Source organism: Streptomyces sp. NPDC043896, assembly GCF_056435605.1.
Map to the genome: position 1 here is coordinate 118,226 of NZ_JBWKEE010000012.1, position 17,624 is coordinate 135,849.

A 17,624-nucleotide genomic window follows, 5' to 3' on the forward strand; every position below is an offset into this window, starting at 1 on the left:
CGGTGGGCAACCTGCGATCGAAGGTGGCATCCGGACATCAAACTTTCGGTTGACCGGCGCCCCGGACCGCCCGCTTACGCTGGTCGGACGATGTCTTCCGCACCGCCCTCCCGCCTCCTGACCCCCGTCTCCCGCGTGCTGCGGCTGTGCCTGCACGCCCTGCTCCTCGGGCTGCTCGCGCTGGCCTCCGCCCGGGCCGTCGCGGACTCCGCACCGGACGCCGGCCGGGTGACCGCCCTCTGCGTCCTGCTGGCCGCCGTGTACGCGGCGGGCGTCCGGCTCCCCGCCGTGCGGCACTCGGCGCGGGCCGCCGGGCTGTGGCTGGCCGGGGTGGGCGCGGTGTGGGCCGCGCTGCTGGCCGTCTCCCCCGACGGGGTGTGGATCGCCTTCCCGCTGTACTTCCTGGAGCTGCACCTGCTGCGGCTGCGCTGGGGCGTGGCGGCCGTCGCGGCCACCGCCTGCGCGGCCATCGGCGGCTTCCTCGCGCACAGCGGCTCCGTCACCCCCGGGGCCTTCCTCGGGCCGCTGCTCGGCGGGGCCGTCGCCGTCGCCACGGTACTGGGCTACCAGGCCCTGTACCGCGAGAGCGAACGCCGCCGGGAGCTGATCGAGGAGCTCATCGCCACCCGGGCCGAGCTCGCGGCGGCCGAGCGGGGAGCGGGGATCCTCGCGGAGCGGGAACGGCTCGCCCGGGAGATCCACGACACCCTGGCCCAGGGCCTGTCGTCCATCCAGCTGCTGCTCCGGGCCGCCGAGCGGGCGCTGTCGGAAGACGCGGCGGCCCCGGGCGCCCCGCCCGGCCCGGGGGCGGGCGCTCCCGCCGGCCGGGGGGCTCCGGGGGCCGGCGTCCCCGGCACCCCCGCGGCGGCGGCGCTCGCGCACATCGCCCGGGCCCGGGAGGCCGCGCAGGACAACCTCGCCGAGGCGCGGCGCTTCGTACGGGCCCTGACTCCCCCGGACCTGGAGCACGGCTCGCTGGCGGCGGCGCTGGAGCGGCTGTGTTCGGGGGCCCCGGGCCCGCGGGTGCGCTTCTCCGTCAGCGGCACCCCCCGGGCGCTGCCCACCCCGTACGAGGTGGCCCTGCTGCGGATCGCCCAGTCGGCGCTGGCCAACGTGGTGCGGCACGCGGAGGCGGGGCGGGCGGAGATCACCCTGACGTTCATGGACGCCTCGGTCACCCTGGACGTGGTCGACGACGGCCGGGGCTTCGACCCCGCCGGCGCCGCCTCGGGCGACGGCGGCTTCGGCCTGCCCGCGATGCGGGCGCGGGCCGAGTCGCTGGGCGGCCTGTTCACCGTGGAGTCCGACCGGGGCCAGGGCACCGCCGTGGCCGTCACCCTGCCGCTGCCCGTGGAGGCCTGACCATGACCATCCGGCTCCTGCTCGCCGACGACCACCCCGTGGTCCGCGCCGGGCTGCGCGCGGTGCTGGACACCGAGACGGACTTCGCGGTGGTCGCGGAGGCGGCGACGGCGGAGCGGGCGGTGGAACTGGCCGCCTCCGAGGAGGTCGACGTGGTCCTGATGGACCTCCAGTTCGGGGCCGGGATGCACGGCTCGGCGGCCACGGCGGCGATCACCGCCCGCCCGGGCGCGCCCCGGGTGCTGGTCCTGACCACCTACGACACGGACGCGGACATCCTGGCGGCGGTGGAGGCGGGCGCCTCGGGCTACCTGCTGAAGGACGCCCCGCCGGAGGAGCTGGCTGCGGCGGTCCGCACGGCGGCGGCCGGCCAGTCGGCGCTGGCCCCGGCGGTGGCGCTGCGGCTGATGGACCGGATGCGGACCCCGGCGGAGGCGCTGACGAAACGGGAGCTGGAGGTGCTCCAGCTGGTCGCGGACGGGCTGTCGAACCAGCAGATCTCGAAGCGGCTCTTCCTCAGCCAGGCCACGGTCAAGTCCCACCTGGTGCACGTCTACGCGAAGCTCGGCGTCGACTCCCGCACCTCCGCGGTCGCCGCGGCCGCCACCCGCCGCCTGATCCGCACGCCGTAGGGGTCCCCCGGTACGGGCCGTCCCCCGGGCGGGGTGCCTCCATACGGGGGCTGTCTCCCGGGCGGGCGGGCCGGGAGGCAGGCGGGTGGCGGCCGTACCGGGGGCGGTGGCCCTGATGTCCCGGCCGGCGGCCGACGCGTACGTCGGGCGGGACCGGCAGGGCGTCCGCGGCTCACGCCACCCAGTAGGGCCGCTCCACCCCCGGAGCCAGCGGGACGCCGTCGTGGAAGGCCGCGGCGAGGCGGCGTACGCCCTCGTCCAGGCGGTCGGCCGGCAGCGTGTACGGGATGCGCAGGCGGTGCTCGAAGGTGCCCGGGTCGACGCCGAAGCGGGCTCCGCGGCCGATGTGCACCCCGGCGGCGGCCGCCCGCTCGGCGAGGGCGGAGCTGACCGGTTCGCCGAGGTCCACCCAGAGGGAGAGGCCGCCCGGGGGCAGCTGCCAGGACCACTCGGGGGTGTGCCGCTGGAGCGCGGACACCAGGGCGGCCCGCTGGGTGCGCAGCTGCGCGAGCCGGTCCGGCAGGGCGCGTTCCAGGCCCTCCAGCAGCGGGAGCGACACCGCCTGGTCGAGTACGGAGCCGGTCATGTCCGCGGAGACCCGTACGGCGGTCAGCTCGGCGATCAGTTTGGCGGTGGCCCGGATCCAGCCGACGCGCAGGCCGCCCCAGTGGGTCTTGCTGAGCGAGCCGATGGTGATCACGTGGTCGGCGCCGGAGCGGGGGGCGAGCGAGGCCAGCGGGGCGGGGGCGGGCACGTCCAGCGCGATGTCGGCGATGGTCTCGTCGACCACCAGCCAGGTGCCGGTGGCCCGGGTCGCGGCGAGCAGCCGCAGCCGCTGTTCGTCCGGCATCAGGCTGCCCGTGGGGTTGTGGAAGTCGGGGATCACGTACGCCAGCCGGGGCACGGTCTGACGGAGCGTGGACTCGGCTATCTCCATGTCCCAGCCGCTGTCGGAGACGGCGATGGAGGCGGTGCGCAGGCGGGCGTGGCGCAGGGCGTCGAGGACGTTGGCGTAGGTGGGGTTCTCGGTGACGACGCGGTCCCCGGGCCGGCAGAGCAGGCCGACGGTCAGGGCGAAGGCCTGCTGGGCCCCGGCGGTGACCAGGATCTGCTCGGGGCGGGTGGGCAGGCCGCGCCGGGTGAAGCGGTCGGCGACGGCGGCGCGCAGGTCGGGCAGCCCGAAGGGGTGGTAGCCGGGGGTGCGGGCGAGTCCGGGCAGGCGCGGGGCGGCCCACGCGAGGGCCTCGGCGAGGCTGTCGGGCGGGGCTCCCATCGCGGCGATGGCGAGGTCGATGCCGGGGTCCCCGTCGGCGCTGTAGCCGCCGGAGCCGAGGAGGGCGTGGGCGCCGACCGGCCCGTGCCCGTCGGGCAGCTCGGTCCAGGTGCCGGAGCCGCGGCGGCTGCGCACGTAGCCGCTCTCGCGGAGCAGGTCGTAGGCGCCGGTGACGGTGGCGCGGCTGGCGCCGATCGCCTCGGCGAGGTCGCGCTCCGCGGGCAGCCGCACGTGCAGGGCGATGCGGCCGTCGAGGACCAGGGTGCGCACGGCGTCGGCGAGGGCCCGGTAGCCGGGCCGGCCGAGCACCTCGGCCGGGAGCAGTGCCGCGAGCTGACGGCTCCCCATCGTCCTGTCCGCCGTATGGACCACTCGCCCGTTTGCCATGCCAACCTCCCCTGATTGGCTCTGCCGACCAGGCCAATCGGGGTCCAGACTCGCGGTATTGGCCCCCGATTGGCAAGGAGTGCTCCGCAATGCCGTACAGCACCTTCACCCACGGTTTCACCGATCGTGACGAACGGGCCCTGCTGGCCGCCGCCGAGGACCGGATCTCGGAGCCGCTGCGCATCGGGGCCGCGCTGGCCTCCGTACGGCGGCTGCTGGCGGGGCTGCCACCCGTCCGGGGGAAGCGGCGGCGAGAATCGCTGACATGTCAGCAGTCGAGCACTCCCGCGCAACCGTCCCCGGCCCCGGCCGCCCCCCTGCCCCTGTGACGTCCGCGTCCGGCGGCGCCCCGCCCTCGGGGGCGGCGTCCGGGGAGGCCCCGCCCGTCATCGCCGGCCTGCTCCTGGCCGCCGGCGGCGGCCGGCGGCTCGGCGGACGCCCCAAGGCCCTGCTCCCCTACCGCGGCCGCCCGCTCGTGGAGAACGCGGTGCGGGTGCTGCGCGAGGCCGGCTGCGGCCCGGTGCACGTGGTGCTCGGAGCCTCGGCCGCCGAGGTCCGCGAGCGCGCCGACCTGGCGGGCTGCGTGGTGGTGGACAACCCGGACTGGGCGGAGGGCATGGGCTCCTCCCTGCGGGTCGGGCTCGCCTCGCTGGCCGGTACGGGCGCCGGCGCGGCCCTGGTGTCACTGGTGGACCAGCCGGGCATCGGGCCGGCGGCGGTGGCCCGGGTGCGGGAGGCCTACCGGTCCCCGTCGAGCCTGGTGGCGGCGGCGTACGACGGGGAGCGCGGGCATCCCGTCCTGTTCGGCGCGGACCGCTGGGCGGACATCACGGCGACGGCGACCGGGGACCAGGGCGCGCGGGTCCACCTGAAGAACCACGCCGCCGAGGTCATGCTGGTGGAGTGCGGGGACGTCGCGGCCGCTTTCGACATCGACACCCCCTCCGACCTGGCACGTCTGGACTGAGCGGGGCGTGACCGGTATGGCACTGAGGGCCACCGGCATCCGGAATCTGTCGACTCAGAGAATCTCGACATCAACAAACCATTGAACTTCCACCATGAGGAAATTACTATCCACTGGTCAGAAGCGCCCTGAACCCCCAGACGGCGCCCGCGACCGTTACCCGGAACTCTCCACACCCGACGGCACTGCGTGCCGTCTCGCGCGAGCATTCCCCGCGGCCGCCAGGCACCGCCGCTGAAGGAGTGACAGATATGTCCGCACCAGCGCCGTCCCCGCTGGCCATCGTCGACGCCGAGCCCCTGCCCCGGCAGGACGAAGTCCTCACCGAAGCGGCTCTCGCCTTCGTGGCCGAGCTCCACCGGCGGTTCGCCCCCCGCCGCGCCGAGCTCCTCGCCCGACGCGCCGAGCGGCGCGCCGAGATCGCCCGCACCTCCACCCTCGACTTCCTCCCGGACACCGCACAGGTCCGCGAGGGCGACTGGAAGGTCGCGCCTGCCCCGGCCGCCCTGAACGACCGCCGCGTGGAGATCACCGGTCCGACCGACCGCAAGATGACCATCAACGCCCTCAACTCGGGCGCCAAGGTCTGGCTCGCCGACTTCGAGGACGCCTCGGCTCCCACCTGGGAGAACGTCGTCCTCGGCCAGCTCAACCTCATCGACGCCTACGAGCGCCGCATCGACTTCACCGACCCGCGCACGGGCAAGGCGTACGCGCTGAAGCCCGCCGACCAGCTCGCGACCGTGGTCATGCGCCCGCGCGGCTGGCACCTGGAGGAGCGCCACCTCAGCTTCGAGGGCGGCCCGGCCTCCGGCTCCCTCGTGGACTTCGGCCTCTACTTCTTCCACAACGCCCAGCGCCTGATCGGCCTCGGCAAGGGCCCGTACTTCTACCTCCCGAAGACGGAGTCGCACCTGGAGGCCCGCCTCTGGAACGACATCTTCGTCTTCGCCCAGGACTACGTCGGCATCCCGCAGGGCACCGTCCGCGCGACCGTCCTCATCGAGACCATCACCGCGGCCTACGAGATGGAAGAGATCCTCTTCGAGCTCCAGGACCACGCGGCGGGCCTGAACGCGGGCCGCTGGGACTACCTGTTCTCCATCGTCAAGAACTTCCGTGACGGCGGCGAGAAGTTCGTCCTGCCGGACCGCAACGCGGTGACGATGACCGCCCCCTTCATGCGCGCCTACACCGAGCTGCTCGTCCGCACCTGCCACAAGCGCGGCGCGCACGCGATCGGCGGCATGGCGGCCTTCATCCCGTCCCGCAAGGACGCCGAGGCCAACGCCATCGCCTTCGCGAAGGTCAAGGCCGACAAGGACCGCGAGGCCGGCGACGGCTTCGACGGCTCCTGGGTCGCCCACCCCGACCTGGTCCCGATCGCCATGGCCTCCTTCGACGCCGTCCTGGGCGACAAGCCCAACCAGAAGGACCGCCTCCGCGAGGACGTCTCCGTCGCCCCCGGCGACCTGATCGCGATCGACTCCCTGGACGCGAAGCCCACCTACGAGGGCCTGCGCAACGCGGTCCAGGTCGGCACCCGCTACATCGAGGCCTGGCTGCGCGGCCTGGGCGCCGTCGGCATCTTCGGCCTCATGGAGGACGCCGCCACCGCCGAGATCTCGCGCTCCCAGATCTGGCAGTGGATCAACGCCGGAGTCGTGTTCGAGAACGGCGAGCGCGCCACCGCCGAACTGACCCGCAAGATCGCCGCCGAGGAGCTCGACGCGATCCGCGCCGAGGTCGGCGAGGAGGCCTTCGCGGCCGGGAAGTGGCAGCAGGCCCACGACCTCCTGCTCCAGGTCTCCCTGGACGCCGACTACGCGGACTTCCTGACCCTCCCCGCGTACGACCAGCTGGTCGGCTGACCCACGGCCCAGGCCCGCACCACCCCCTTCGGCTGAAACGCACAGCAGTCGAACACCCGCTCCGCCCCCGTCGCCCCAAGGCGCCGGGGGCGGAGCCGTGTTCGCGCGGCGGTGTGTGCCGATGCGAAGCCGGAGGGGGCGCGCGGACCCCCGCGCCCCCGGTCCGGACCCCCCTCGGCGGCCGACCGACCGGTCGGGCGTTACTGCATCGTAATCCGACTGTACCTAGCGGTAACAAGTGGGCGCGTGCCACCTTTCCGATGCCACCGGCGCCGGCGGTACCCCCACTTTCCAAGCCACGCACCGAAGTTGTTGGCGACTTCGGCGTGGCCGACCGCAGGAGTTCCGCAGTGATCGGATTCCGAAAGGCCGGCAAGGGCCGGGCCGCTCCACGTCGTGTGCGACGACTGGCCGGCGCCGGAATGGTTCTGCCGCTCGCCGCCGCCCTGCTCGCCGGCGGGGCCGGGACGGCGGTGGCCGGGCCCGGGACGGGACCCACCGCCGTGGTGTCCATGGGCGACAGCTACATCTCCGGCGAGGCCGGACGCTGGAAGGGCAACAGCCTGACCAACAGCGGGAGCAGGAACGGCACCGACCGGGCGTGGGTCAGCGGCAGTTCCTACGATCCCTCCAAGGTCTACGCCGCCACCGCCGGCGGCTGCCACCGCTCGGACTCGGCCGAGGTGCTGAGCGCGGGCGCCATCGCCGAGACGGCGGTGAACCTGGCCTGCTCCGGGGCGACTTCGGAGAACGTCTTCCGCGCCTCCAACGGCGGTGTGGCCTTCAAGGGCGAGGCGCCGCAGGCCGACCAGCTCGCGGCGGTGGCCGCGAGCCGCAACGTGAAGGTCATCGCGCTGTCCATCGGCGGGAACGACCTCGGCTTCGCCGACATCATCAAGGACTGCGCGTACGACTTCGTCCTGTGGGGCTCGTACTGCTACGACGACCAGCAGGCGGGCGTCGACCAGAAGATCGACGGCGTCATGGCGAACGTCGGCAAGTCCGTCGACGAGATCCGCGCCGTGATGCGCCAGGCCGGGTACGCGGACTCCTCGTACCGCATCGTGCTGCAGTCCTACCCGTCCCCGATCCCGCGGGGCGCCGAGAACCGGTACACCCAGAGCGACTGGAGCCGGCTCAACACCGGCGGCTGCCCCTTCTGGAACCGGGACTCCGACTGGGCCCGGGACTCGCTCGTGCCGCAGATCGCGAACCGCATCAAGGGGGTCGCGGCGGCCAAGGGCGTGCAGTTCCTGGACCTGCGGGACATGCTCCAGGGCCGTGAGGTCTGCGCGAAGGCCAGCAAGCAGGTCAGCTCCGCCGTCCCCGCCTCGGCGAAGACGAGCGAGTGGGCGCGCTGGATCGACAACAACGAGTCGCAGGGCCTGATCCAGGAGTCCATGCACCCGAACTACTACGGGCAGCTGGCCGTCGGCCGCTGCCTGGCCCTGGCCGTGGCCCAGCCCGCGGGCTCGGCCTCCAGCTGCAAGAACACCGCCGGGGGCGACCACACCGGGATGTTCCTGGCGGCGGCTCCGTAGGACGGACGCTCCGTAGGACGGACGCTCCGCAGGACGGGACGCGCCGCGCGACGGACGCTCCGTAATTCGGAGGAGGAGCGGCGGGCGGGCTGTCATGATCAGGCCATGGCAGCCCGTCCCGCACGTCCCAGTCTCTACATCTCCGTCGACATCGAGGCCGACGGCCCGATCCCCGGCCCCTACTCGATGATCAGCTTCGGCGCGTCCGTCGCGGGCCGCCAGGACGGCGCCGTGTACCGGGCCGCCGATCCCGAACTCCAGACCTTCTACCGGGAACTGCGGCCCATCAGCGGCCGGTACGTGGAGGCCGCCCTCGCCGTCAGCGGCCTGGACCGCGAGCGGCTGCTGCGCGAGGGCGCCGACCCGGCCGCGGCGATGGCCGACTTCCGGGCCTGGGTGCGGGAGGTCTCCGCCGGGGCGCAGCCGGTCATGTGCGGCTACCCGGCCTCCTTCGACTGGACCTTCCTGTACTGGTACCTGATCGAGTTCGGCGACGACAGCCCCTTCGGCCACTCCGGCTGCCTGGACATGAAGACCCTGTACGCGGCGAAGGCCCGCGTCCCGCTGCGCGCGGCCGTGAAGGGCCGCATGCCCCGCGAACTCCACTCCCGGCGCCGCCACACGCACCACGCGCTGGACGACGCCGTCGAGCAGGCGGAACTGATGAGCAACCTGATGCTCTGGCAGCCGGACGCGGACCCCGCCTAGACCCGCCGTCAGGCCGCCCGCTCCGGGCCCTCCAGCGCCGCCATGGCCGTGGTGAAGGCCGCGCGGCAGCGCAGCCAGTCCGGGTCCGGGGACGGGGCGTGCAGGGCGAGGAGCTTCGGGAGGAGGTCCGCCGAGAAGGCGCGGGCCGCCTCGGCCGGGAGCAGGGACGGGAGGTTGTCGATGGCGATCACGTCCACCGGCGGGCCCCCGCCGGGCAGCCGGCGCGCCGGGGCCGTCCAGTCGGTGAGGCGGTCGTACACGGGGAGCAGGTGCAGCTCCGATCCGGTGTCACAGGTGATGTCGGCGATCACCGACAGCCGCCGGGGCGCCGTCTCCAGGTCGGCCGGGGTCAGGAAGGGCGGCACGGGACGGGTGGTGAGCACCGCGTTGACCAGGATGTCGTGGCCGAGCAGCGCGGCGCGGTCCAGGCGGCGGGTCGCGGTGCGGTCCCAGCGGGTGACCGGGATCCCGGCGGTGGTGAGGGCGTCGCAGGCGCCGCGTCCGCTGCGTCCGCCCGCGCCGATGACCAGCGCCCGTAACCCGTCGGGGGCGGCGGCGCGCAGCCGGGCGTCGAGCTCCGGCCGGGGCAGCGGGACCAGGGGGGCCGCGAGGGCGCCCCGGGCGTGCAGGGCGGCGAGGGCGGCGCCGGCGTATCCGGCCCAGTAGCCGAAGGCGGCCAGCCGGCGGCCCTGTTCGTCGGCGAGGTACTCCAGGTCGAGCAGGGTCCCGCCGCCCACCGCGAACCGGCGCAGCAGTTCGGGCGCCTGCGCCTGGCCCTTGTAGGCGTGCCCGAAGTAGACGTGCCGGTGGTGCAGGGCCTCGGGCATCGGCGGGAGTTCCTTCAGCCCGAGGACGTACGCGGATCCGGGCGCGGCCCGCGACCAGGAGCCGGCCGGGGCCGTGCCGCAGCCGGCCGCCCCGTACGCGTCGAGCGGGAACACCCGGTGGGCGGACTCCTCCACGGTGATCCGTACGCCCTGCCGCACGAGCAGCGCGGCGTCCTCGGGGGTCAGCGGTGCACGGCGTTCGGTGGGACGGGTCTCGCTGCGCATCCACAGCTGGGGGGTTTCGGACATCGCTGTACCACCTGTCCGGTCAGAGGGGTGGGATGAGCGCACTCATGCGATGTCTTTCCGCGTCCTTGACGCGGTACGCCGGACGGGGGCCGCAACTCCGGGCCCCGGGGCACCTCGTGCCCCAGCCGGTGACCTGCGGCTCAGAGTTCCGGCAGGAGGTCCCGCAGGGTGCCGCGGGAACCCTCCGCGCGGGCCGCCCGGAAGGCCTCCGGGGTCATGCGCAGGCGCAGGATCCGTTCGGCGCGCGGGGCGCAGGCGGCGGCGGGGCGGTGGGCGCGGACCGCTCCGAGCAGCCGCGCGGCCGCCTCGTCGTGGCCGAGGTCGGCCTCCAGTTCGGCCAGCAGCTCCGCCGAGAGGACCTGCCCGAGGCGGTCGCCGAGGGCCAACTGGACCTCCAGGGCGGCCACCAGCCGGGTCCGGGCCAGCGCGGGGCGGCCCTTGCGGCGCTGGACGCGGGCGTGGGCGTAGTCGGACCAGGACCGGGCCCACAGGTCGGCGGGGCCGCCCGGCTCCCCTTCGCCGGGGGCCACGGACGCCGGGTCGGTGTGCGCGAGCGCCATCGTCAGGGCGGCCGCGAGGGCCGGGCGTCCCGGGCCGAACTCCGGGTCCTGCGGGAGCTGGCCGAGGGCGTCCCGGAACTCGTCCGCGGCCTCGGCGGGCCGGTCCTGCCACAGGGCGGCGGTTCCCCGGGCGTACGCGAGGTAGGCGAGGGCGGCGTCCTCCCCCTCCAGTACGGCCGCGCTCCAGGCCTCCACCAGCAGCGGATCGGCGGATCCCGGCCGGCCGAAGGCGGCAGCCAGCCAGGCCGCCAGCCACAGTGCGCGGGCCGGCCGGGGACGCGGGTGCAGGGCGAGGGCCCGCTCCAGGTGCCGGCGGCCCTCCGCCTCCAGCCCGCAGGCCGACCAGAGGAACCACAGCGACACGGCGACCTCCAGCGCGCCCGCCGGGCCCGCCTCGGCCAGCGGGTCCATCGCGAGGCGCAGCTCGGGCAGCTCCCGCAGGGCCAGGGCGCGTGCCTGGGGCTGCGCTCCCGACCGCCACAGCCAGGCGGCCCGTTCGGCGATGACGCGGCACCGCTCGTGGTGGCGGCGGGCGGCCCGCTCCGCGTCGCCGCCGGGGGCGTGCGCGAGCCGCCGGGCCTCGTGGGCCCGTACGGACAGGGGGAGCCGGTAGCGCTCCGGTTCGCCGGGCTCCGTGAGCAGGGAGGGGGCGATGCCGCGCAGGGCCTCGGCGGCCTCCTCGGGGCCGAGCGCGCCGAAGCCGCACACCTGCGCGACGGCGGCCTCGTCGAAGGAGCCCGCGAAGACGGACAGCCGCGTCCACAGCAGCCGCTCCGGGGGCGAGGCCAGCCGGTGCGTGCGCAGGACGTCGGCACCGCCGGCCCGGCCCGCGCCGTCGGCGAGGAAGCCGAGCGGGTCGGCGGTGAGCCGGCGCAGGGCCTCGGCGGGGGCGTACCGGGCCGCGCGCCCGGCGGCCAGCTCCAGCGCGCCGGGGATCCCGTCGAGGGCTCGGCACAGGGCGGCGACGGCGCCGGCGTTGTGCTCGGTGAGCGCGAAGGAGGGGTCGGCTCCGCGGGCCCGCTCGGCGTAGAGGCGTACGGAGGCGTACGCGGCGACCTCGCCCACGGGATGCGGAATGGCCGGATCCGATGGTTCCGGCGGGACCGGGAGCGGGCCCAGGGCGAGCTGCGCCCCCTGGTGGAACCCGAGGGTCCGCTGCGAAGTGGCCAGAATTCGTACCCTGGGCAATCGCGCCAGGAGCCGGCCCGCGAGGGCCCCGGCGCAGTCGCCGAACTGCTCGCAGCCGTCGAGCACCAGCAGGGCCAGGCGGCCGTCGAGCCGCCGCTCCAACTCCTCCTCCAGGCCGTCCAGGAGGGGGCCCGGCAGGCTCGCCAGGTCGGCCCACACCACGTCGGCGCCCCGGCTGCGGCGCAGGGCCCGGGCGGTCCGCGCGGCGAGCCGGGTCTTGCCTATTCCCGCTGGTCCGACCAGGCTGACCAGGCGTTCCTCACCGAGCAGGGCAGCGGTGCGCGCGAGCTCCCGCTCCCGTCCCACGAAGCTCGACAGTTCGGCCGGCACCGTGTGGCGCAGGCTCGAGCCGGGGTCACCCACATGTCCTCCTCCCGCTCTGCTCGAGGCCCGCTCGACCGCCGGATGGCGCGGGCGGGCCCATGAGGAGAGATGATCAGCCGAAAGTAGGGTTGACCGGCCGACGGCCGGGAGAACCACCAGGGGAAGGTATGAAGTCGGCCATTTCCGCCATCGATGACACCGACCGGGCGCTCGTCCACGCACTCCAGCTCGCTCCGCGCGCCAGCTGGGAGCGCCTGGGGCAGGTGCTCGGGGCGCGTCCCGAGACCCTCGCCCGCCGCTGGGAGCGGCTGACCGCCGCCGGCGAGGCCTGGATCTCGGGCATCGGTCTGCGTACGGGTACGCAGGCGCCCTGCATGGCGTGGGTCGAGGTGACGTGCGCGGCGGGCGCTTCCCCGGCGGTGGGCGCGGCGCTGGCGGGCGACGCCCACACCATGGGCGTGGAGCACACCACCGGCAGCCGTGACCTGCTGGTCTTCGTGGCCGTCCCGGACCTGCGCATGCTGTACCAGTACCTGTACTTCCGGATGCAGCGGATCCCGGGCGTGCTCGGGACCCGGTCCTCGATGGTCACGGCGGTGCACTCCTCCCCCGACCGCTGGCGCCTGGACCAGCTGACGCCCGCGCAGGCCGGTCTGCTGACCGGGCACCGCCGCCGCGCAGGGGCCGCGGCCCCACCGGCGCCGGCCGCGCCGATGCCGGAGGAGGACCGGCCGCTGGTGCTGGCGCTGGCCTCGGACGCGCGGCGCAGCGTGGCCTCGCTGGCCCGGGAGTCCGGGATGAGCGAGTCGACCGTGAGGCGCCGCCTGGGCCGGCTGGAGGCGGGGCACAGCCTGCGCTACAGCTGCGCGATGGCCTCGGGGCTGACCGGCTGGCCGGTGTCCGCGACCGTGTGGGCGGAGGTGCCCGAGCACGAGGTGGCCGACTGCGCCGCGGTGGCCTCGGGGCTGCGCGAGACCCGGACCTGCATGTCGGTCAGCGGCCGCTGGAACTTCATGATCGGGGCCCGGCTGCGCACCGTCGAGGAGCTGTCCCGGTACACCGCCGACCTGACGCGGAGAATGCCCGGCCTGCGCGTCACCGACACGGTGGTGGCCCTGCACGTGCGCAAGTCGGAGGCGCAGGAGCTGGACCAGTCGGGCCGGCGGGTGCGTACGGTCCGGCCAGACATCTGGCGGGACCCGGCGCCGGCGGCCGCGGCCTGGGCCCCGCCGTACGGGCCGGGGCGGGCGCACGGGTCCGCGTGACGGGCCGGACCATCGGGACCACGCGACCGGAGGGGTCCGCACGCCCACGCCGGCCGCCCGCGTACACGCGCGGCGGCGCGCACGCCACACCCGCAGTGGGTGACGTACGCGCCGCCGCGCGGGGCGCCCGGTGACGGGCCGGGCGCCCGGCTCAGTGGACGAAGGCCGGTTCCGCGCCGGCCTCCGCCGCCGGCTTCCGCTTCGCGCCGAGGTGGTTGAAGGCCAGGTTGAGCAGGATGGCCACCACGCAGCCGGTGCTGATGCCGGAGTCGAGGACGACGAGGAGGTCCTCCGGGAAGGCGTGGTAGAAGTCCGGAGCGGCGATCGGGATCAGGCCGATGCCCACCGAGGCGGCGACGATCAGGGCGTTCTCGCCCTTCTCCATGGCCGCGCCCGCCAGGGTCTGGATGCCGCTGGCCGCGACGGAGCCGAAGAGGACCACACCGGCGCCGCCGAGGACGGGCAGCGGGACGACCCCGATGACGGAGGCCGCCATGGGACACAGGCCGAGGAGGATCAGGATGCCGCCGCCCGCGGCGACCACGAAGCGGCTGCGCACCTTGGTCATCGCGACGAGCCCGATGTTCTGGGCGAAGGCGCTGCACATGAAACCGTTGAACAGCGGGCTGATCGCGCTGCCGAGGGTGTCGGCGCGCAGGCCGCCCTCGATGGTCCGGGCGTCCGCCGGGCGGCCCACGATCCTGCCGAGGGCCAGGATGTCGGCGGTGGACTCGGTCATGCAGACCAGCATCACGATGCACATCGAGATGATGGCCGCGACCTGGAACTGCGGGGCGCCGAAGTGGAAGGGGGTCGGGAAGCCGACGACCGAGGCGTTCCTGACGGCGTCGAAGCTGGTCATGCCCAGCGGGAGGGCGATCAGCGTGCCCGCGATCAGGCCGAGCAGGATGGATATCTGCTGGAGGAAGCCGCGCAGGAACTTGCGCATCACCAGGACGATCGCCAGGGTGAGGGCGGCCATTCCGATGTTCTGCATCGAGCCGTAGTCGGCGGCGGTCCGGTTGCCGCCCTGCGACCAGTTGAAGGCCACGGGGAGCAGGGAGACGCCGATCAGGGTGATGACGGTGCCGGTGACCACGGGCGGGAAGAACCGGACGAGCTTGCCGAAGTAGGGGGCGGCGAGGAAGCCGACCAGTCCGGCGACGATGATCGCGCCGAAGATGATCGGGATGGCGTTGTCCCCCTCCCCCTTGCCGATGGCGATCATCGGGGTCACGCCGGCGAAGGAGACGCCGTTGACGAAGGGGAGCTTGGCGCCGATCTTCCAGAACCCGAGGGTCTGGAGGAGGGTGGCGAGCCCTGCGGTGAAGAGCGAGGCGCCCATCAGGAAGGCGGTCTCGGTGGCGGAGAGACCGACGGCCGGGCCGACGATCATGGGCGGGGCGACGACACCCGCGTACATGGCGGCCACGTGCTGGAGGCCGCTCGTGAACATCTTCAGCGGAGGCAGGGTCTCGTCGACCGGGTGCTTCTCCTCCGGTACTGCGACTGCATCTTTGCGAAACCTGGGCGTTGCGGCCACGGCTTCCTCCGGTCGGTTAAACACGTCGGCAGGGACGTGGGTGTCATGGAGGTGGTGCGAAAGCGTGCTGGTCGAGCCTGTATGGAGTTGTGGGTGTTGCGACTTCTTGTCCCAAGGGGTGCGGAATCGATTCGCCCAAAATCGGCTCCACGCGGTGGCTCCAGCCCCCCGAAGGGGCTGGGGGTGCCGTGGCAGTGGCACGGAAGGTGCTCTGCTGCGGTGCGGGTGTCACGAGTCACCGCCACGGTGGCGGTTCACGCGGATCACCGCTCCCGGGGCGCCCTCGGATCTCTCCTCGGGCGCTACCCGGGAACGGCTGCCGCGGACCCCGCTCGGGTCCGCGGCCGCCGGCCGGGGGCCGTCCCCCCCGGCCGGACTCCTGGGGTTCCCCCCAGCGGTCGCTGGGGAGATCAGCCCTGGGCGGAGATCCGCGCCAGGCGCTGCGCCTCTTCCCGGGTGGACACGGCGATCGCGTCCTCGTCGGCGAAGAGCAGGCGGTTGTTCTCGACGATCTGCTTGCCGTTGACGAACGAAGCGGTGACCGGGGCGGCCGCACCGAAGACCAGCGCGGTGACCGGGTCGGCGATCGAGGAGTGCAGGAAGGTGCTCAGGTTCCACAGCACCAGGTCGGCGTTCTTGCCGGCCTCCAGCGAACCGATGTTGTCGGCGCGGCCGAGGACCTGGGCACCGCCGTAGGTGCCGAGGCGCAGCGACTGGCGCGCGTTGAGCGCGGCCTCGCGGTGCACCGGGTTCAGGCGGTTGATGAGGAGCGCGTTGCGCAGCTCGGTGTGCAGCTCGCCGGACTCGTTGGAGGCGGTGCCGTCCACGCCGAGGCCGACCGGGACACCGGCGGCCAGCATGTCCGGGACGCGGGCGATGCCGGCGGCCAGACGGGCGTTGGAGGACGGGCAGTGCGCGACACCGGTCTTGGTGCGGGCGAACGCGGCGATGTCGGAGTCGTTCATGTGGACGCTGTGCGCCATCCACACGTCCTCGCCGAGCCAGCCGGTGGACTCGAAGTAGTCGGTCGGGCCCATGCCGAAGAGCTCGTGGCAGAACTTCTCCTCCTCGACGGTCTCCGAGCCGTGCGTGTGCATGCGCACACCGAGGCGGCGGGCCAGCTCGGCGCCCTGCTTCAGCAGCTCGGTGGAGACCGAGAAGGGGGAGCACGGGGCGACCGCGACCTGCGTCATCGAGTCGGCGGAGGCGTCGTGGAACTTCTTGATGGTCGCCTCGGTGTCGGCGAGGGCGCCCTCAAGGGTCTCGACGGCGTGGTCCGGCGGCAGGCCGCCGTCCTTCTCGCTGCGGTCCATGGAGCCGCGGGCGAGGGTGAAGCGGACGCCCATCTCGGACGCGGCGCGGATGATCGCGCCGGAGAGGTCGCCGGAGTTCTTGGGGTAGACGTAGTGGTGGTCCATCGCGGTGGTGACACCGCCGCGGGCCATCGCGGCCAGCGAGCCCTGGGCCGCCGTGTACGCCATCTGCTCGTCGATGCGCGCCCACGTCGGGTACAGCGCGACGAGCCAGTTGAAGAGGTTGTGGTCGGTGGCCAGGCCACGCGTGATCCACTGGTAGAAGTGGTGGTGCGTGTTGACCAGACCGGGGGTCACGAGGTGCCCGGTGCCGTCGATCCGGCGGACGACGTTGTCGAGGTTCTCGGGGGCTTTGCCCGCTCCGATGGACTCGATCTTGTTGCCGGCGATGACGATGTGACCCGAGGCGTACTCGGTGTCGTTCGCGTCGACGGTCGCGATCGCACAGTTTTCGATGACGATGCGCTCTACGGCGCTGTCATGGGCTGCCGATGCTGCCATGGGACTTCCTCGTGCTTTCAGTGGCGGTGCGGGCACGGCAAAACCCAGGGGATTTGAGTGCCGGATCCGGGGGCTTCGGCAGCTGACAGTACTGCCGCCCCGTGTGCTGGTCCGGGTGCCGATTCAGGAAGTTGTGGGGGTGTCGCGCCCCGGGGCCACTGCGGAGCCCCGGGACGCGCGCGCCGCGCCTAGAGGTTGGTCATGTCCACGGGGATACGGGCGTCAGCGCCGTCGCGGAGGACCGTCGCCTCGATCAGACCGTACGGGCGGTCCGCGGCGAAGTAGACCTCGTTGTCGTTCTTGAGGCCGAAGGGCTCCAGGTCGACGAGGAAGTGGTGCTTGTTCGGGAGCGAGAAGCGGACCTCGTCGATCTCCGAACGGTGGTTGATGATGCGCGAACCCATCTGGTACAGGGTCTGCTGCAGCGACAGGGAGTAGGTCTCCGCGAAGGCCTGGAGCATGTGCTTCTTGGTCTCGGCGTAGGACTTCTCCCAGTTGGGCATCCGCTGCTCGTCGTCCGACCAGTTGAAGCGCCAGCGGCCCGACACCTGGGTGGCCAGGATGCGGTCGTACGCCTCCTGCAGGGTCGTGTACTTGTCCTTCACGTAACCCCAGAACTCGGAGTTCGTGGAGTTCATGACGATCAGGTCCTTGAGGCCGGAGATGACCTCCCAGTTCTGGCCGTCGTACGTGATCTGGGTGACGCGGGTCTCCATGCCCTTGCGGACGAAGGAGTGGTTGACCTCGTCGGCGCCGATGAACTTGGAGTTGGCGTCCGAGGTCGCGATGCGGTCCCAGGCGTACTCTTCGATCCGGATGCGCGCGCGCTGGATCGGCTCCTGGCTGTTCACGAACCAGCGGGCCAGGTGGATGCCGAACTGCTCGGCGGACTCGATGCCGTACTCCTTGGCGAACGCGTACACCGTGTTCTTGGTGGTGTCCGTCGGGAGGACGTTGGCGTTCGAGCCGGAGTAGTGGACGTCGTCCATGTCGCCGGAGAGGGCGACCGAGACGTTCAGGTCCTTGATGTGGTGGGTGTCGCCGTCCCGCGTGATCTTGACGACGCGGTTCTCTGCCTTGCCGTACTGGTTCTGGCCCAGAATCGTGGCCATG

At 73.5% G+C, this 17,624-nt stretch carries 14 protein-coding genes; 8 read left to right on the forward strand and 6 right to left on the reverse strand.

Translation table 11 applies throughout. The annotated features are described in order from the left end of the window. The first annotated feature begins 90 nt into the window (after positions 1-90). Positions 91-1,362 (forward strand): sensor histidine kinase, encoded by a 1,272-nt coding sequence (locus AC069X_RS19365; protein ID WP_478729809.1) that lies wholly within the window; start codon positions 91-93, stop codon positions 1,360-1,362. 2 nt (positions 1,363-1,364) lie between these two features. Then, on the forward strand, positions 1,365-1,994 hold the full coding sequence (locus AC069X_RS19370; RefSeq protein ID WP_478729810.1) for a response regulator: 630 nt from the start codon (positions 1,365-1,367) through the stop codon (positions 1,992-1,994). Between the two features lie 172 nt (positions 1,995-2,166). On the opposite strand, the gene yczR is transcribed toward AC069X_RS19370, so the two are convergent. Beyond that, the gene (gene yczR, locus AC069X_RS19375) at positions 2,167-3,615 is read right to left on the reverse strand and encodes a MocR-like transcription factor YczR (protein ID WP_478729811.1); all 1,449 of its coding nucleotides are present in this window, start codon (positions 3,613-3,615) and stop codon (positions 2,167-2,169) included. Between the two features lie 128 nt (positions 3,616-3,743). Here yczR and AC069X_RS19380 point away from each other — a divergent pair, with 128 nt between their 5' ends. The 5 genes from AC069X_RS19380 (at position 3,744) to AC069X_RS19400 (ending at position 8,741) form a co-directional block, all read left to right on the forward strand. After that, the gene (locus tag AC069X_RS19380; RefSeq protein ID WP_478729812.1) at positions 3,744-3,983 is read left to right on the forward strand and encodes a hypothetical protein; all 240 of its coding nucleotides are present in this window, start codon (positions 3,744-3,746) and stop codon (positions 3,981-3,983) included. Beyond that, positions 3,980-4,621 (forward strand): nucleotidyltransferase family protein, encoded by a 642-nt coding sequence (locus tag AC069X_RS19385; protein ID WP_478729813.1) that lies wholly within the window; start codon positions 3,980-3,982, stop codon positions 4,619-4,621. Before AC069X_RS19380 ends, AC069X_RS19385 begins: the two co-directional genes overlap by 4 nt. A 251-nt stretch (positions 4,622-4,872) precedes the next feature. Continuing rightward, entirely contained in the window at positions 4,873-6,492 is a 1,620-nt protein-coding gene (gene aceB / locus AC069X_RS19390; RefSeq protein ID WP_478729814.1) for a malate synthase A, read from the forward strand. A 260-nt stretch (positions 6,493-6,752) separates the two neighbouring features. Continuing rightward, positions 6,753-8,033: a GDSL-type esterase/lipase family protein gene (locus AC069X_RS19395; RefSeq protein ID WP_478729815.1), complete on the forward strand. Its 1,281-nt coding sequence runs from the start codon at positions 6,753-6,755 to the stop codon at positions 8,031-8,033. A gap of 105 nt (positions 8,034-8,138) precedes the next feature. Further along, complete coding sequence (locus AC069X_RS19400; RefSeq protein WP_478729816.1) at positions 8,139-8,741, forward strand: 3'-5' exonuclease; 603 nt, start codon at positions 8,139-8,141, stop codon at positions 8,739-8,741. 8 nt (positions 8,742-8,749) lie between these two features. On the opposite strand, the gene AC069X_RS19405 is transcribed toward AC069X_RS19400, so the two are convergent. Continuing rightward, the gene (locus AC069X_RS19405) at positions 8,750-9,817 is read right to left on the reverse strand and encodes a saccharopine dehydrogenase (RefSeq protein ID WP_478729817.1); all 1,068 of its coding nucleotides are present in this window, start codon (positions 9,815-9,817) and stop codon (positions 8,750-8,752) included. 140 nt (positions 9,818-9,957) lie between these two features. Further along, positions 9,958-11,928, reverse strand: a complete 1,971-nt coding sequence (locus AC069X_RS19410) for an ATP-binding protein (protein WP_478729818.1) — start codon at positions 11,926-11,928, stop codon at positions 9,958-9,960. A gap of 128 nt (positions 11,929-12,056) precedes the next feature. On the opposite strand from AC069X_RS19410, the gene AC069X_RS19415 reads away from it, so the two are divergent. Next, entirely contained in the window at positions 12,057-13,154 is a 1,098-nt protein-coding gene (locus tag AC069X_RS19415) for an Lrp/AsnC family transcriptional regulator (RefSeq protein ID WP_478729819.1), read from the forward strand. Between the two features lie 151 nt (positions 13,155-13,305). Here AC069X_RS19415 and AC069X_RS19420 read toward each other — a convergent pair whose 3' ends face one another. From AC069X_RS19420 to pucL, 3 genes are all read right to left on the reverse strand, one after another. After that, positions 13,306-14,697, reverse strand: coding sequence for a nucleobase:cation symporter-2 family protein (locus AC069X_RS19420; protein ID WP_478729820.1), 1,392 nt, complete (start codon positions 14,695-14,697; stop codon positions 13,306-13,308). Positions 14,698-15,107: 410 nt separating this feature from the next. Further along, a complete protein-coding gene (locus AC069X_RS19425; RefSeq protein WP_478729821.1) occupies positions 15,108-16,511 on the reverse strand; it encodes an 8-oxoguanine deaminase in 1,404 nt (467 codons plus the stop codon). 188 nt (positions 16,512-16,699) lie between these two features. Next, positions 16,700-17,623 carry a factor-independent urate hydroxylase gene (gene pucL / locus AC069X_RS19430; protein WP_478729822.1) on the reverse strand — a complete coding sequence of 308 codons (924 nt, stop codon included), beginning with the start codon at positions 17,621-17,623 and terminating at the stop codon, positions 16,700-16,702. Between the last annotated feature and the right edge of the window lies 1 nt (position 17,624).